The sequence below is a fragment of the Blastomonas sp. CCH1-A6 genome, assembly GCF_001556365.1.
In the GTDB taxonomy this organism is placed as follows: Bacteria; Pseudomonadota; Alphaproteobacteria; order Sphingomonadales; family Sphingomonadaceae; genus Blastomonas; species Blastomonas ursincola.
Genome location: NZ_LSIS01000368.1, coordinates 1 through 890, shown reverse-complemented (window position 1 = coordinate 890; position 890 = coordinate 1). Strand labels below are relative to the sequence as shown.

General features: G+C 63.3%; 1 protein-coding gene. It reads right to left on the bottom strand.

Annotated features, from left to right (window positions below; all coding sequences use genetic code 11):
- The coding region (locus tag AX735_RS17205) for a histidine kinase (RefSeq protein ID WP_156447535.1) at nucleotides 1–890 on the bottom strand (890 nt) is incomplete at both ends.

Here is an 890-nt window from a genome sequence, read left to right as displayed (position 1 = left end):
CCATCGGCCTCGCGCGCGCCGATGCGGATGGTGACCGGGCGCGTGGCGCGGGCGACGCCGTATTTGATCGCGTTCTCGACCAAAGGCTGCAGGATCAGCCCCGGCACGCAGCAGTCCATCAGCGCATCGGGAATGTCGATCTCGATGCGCAGGCGATCAGGAAAGCGCACCTCCTCGATCGCGAGATAGAGCTGCTGCAGCTGAACCTCGTCCTCCAGCCGCACATCGTCGAGCGGATCGCCGGTCAGGCTGGTGCGATAGAAGGTCGAGAGGTTCATGATCATCGATTCGGCCTCGTCGGGCCGGTTGCGCAGCACCAGAGTCGAGAGCGAATTGAGCGTGTTGAACAGGAAGTGCGGATTGACCTGATAGCGCAGGGACCGCAGCTCCGCCTGCTGCGCGGCCTGGGCGAAGCGCGCGGCCTTGCGCTCGGCTGTGCGCACCTCGGCGGCATAGCTCAAGGCGAGATAGAGCATCGCCCAGGAGCTCAGGAAATAATAGCTGGAAATGGCGAATTCGAGCACGTTGGCGACCGGATCGAGCGTCACGATCTTCTCGGCCAGCTCATTGTCCTGGAACACGCTCATCGGATCATAGACGTTGAACGCGAAATAGTTGAACACCGAGATGGCGAGCGCCGCCGGGATCGATCCGACCACGGCGGCGATGATGCGCGGGGTGAGCGGCTTGTCCTCGAACCAGCGCAGGCCGAAATACAGCACCACATTCACGAGCACGCCGAACAAGGTGACCGCAATGCGGCGCACTACCAGTTCCTGCTGCGCGGGGAAATCGAGCACCGCCGCGCGCAGCGTGACGATGATCATGTAGAACAGCCAGAAGCCCAGGATCGAGAGCAGGGCGACCTGCTGATCGACACGGGGGCGGGC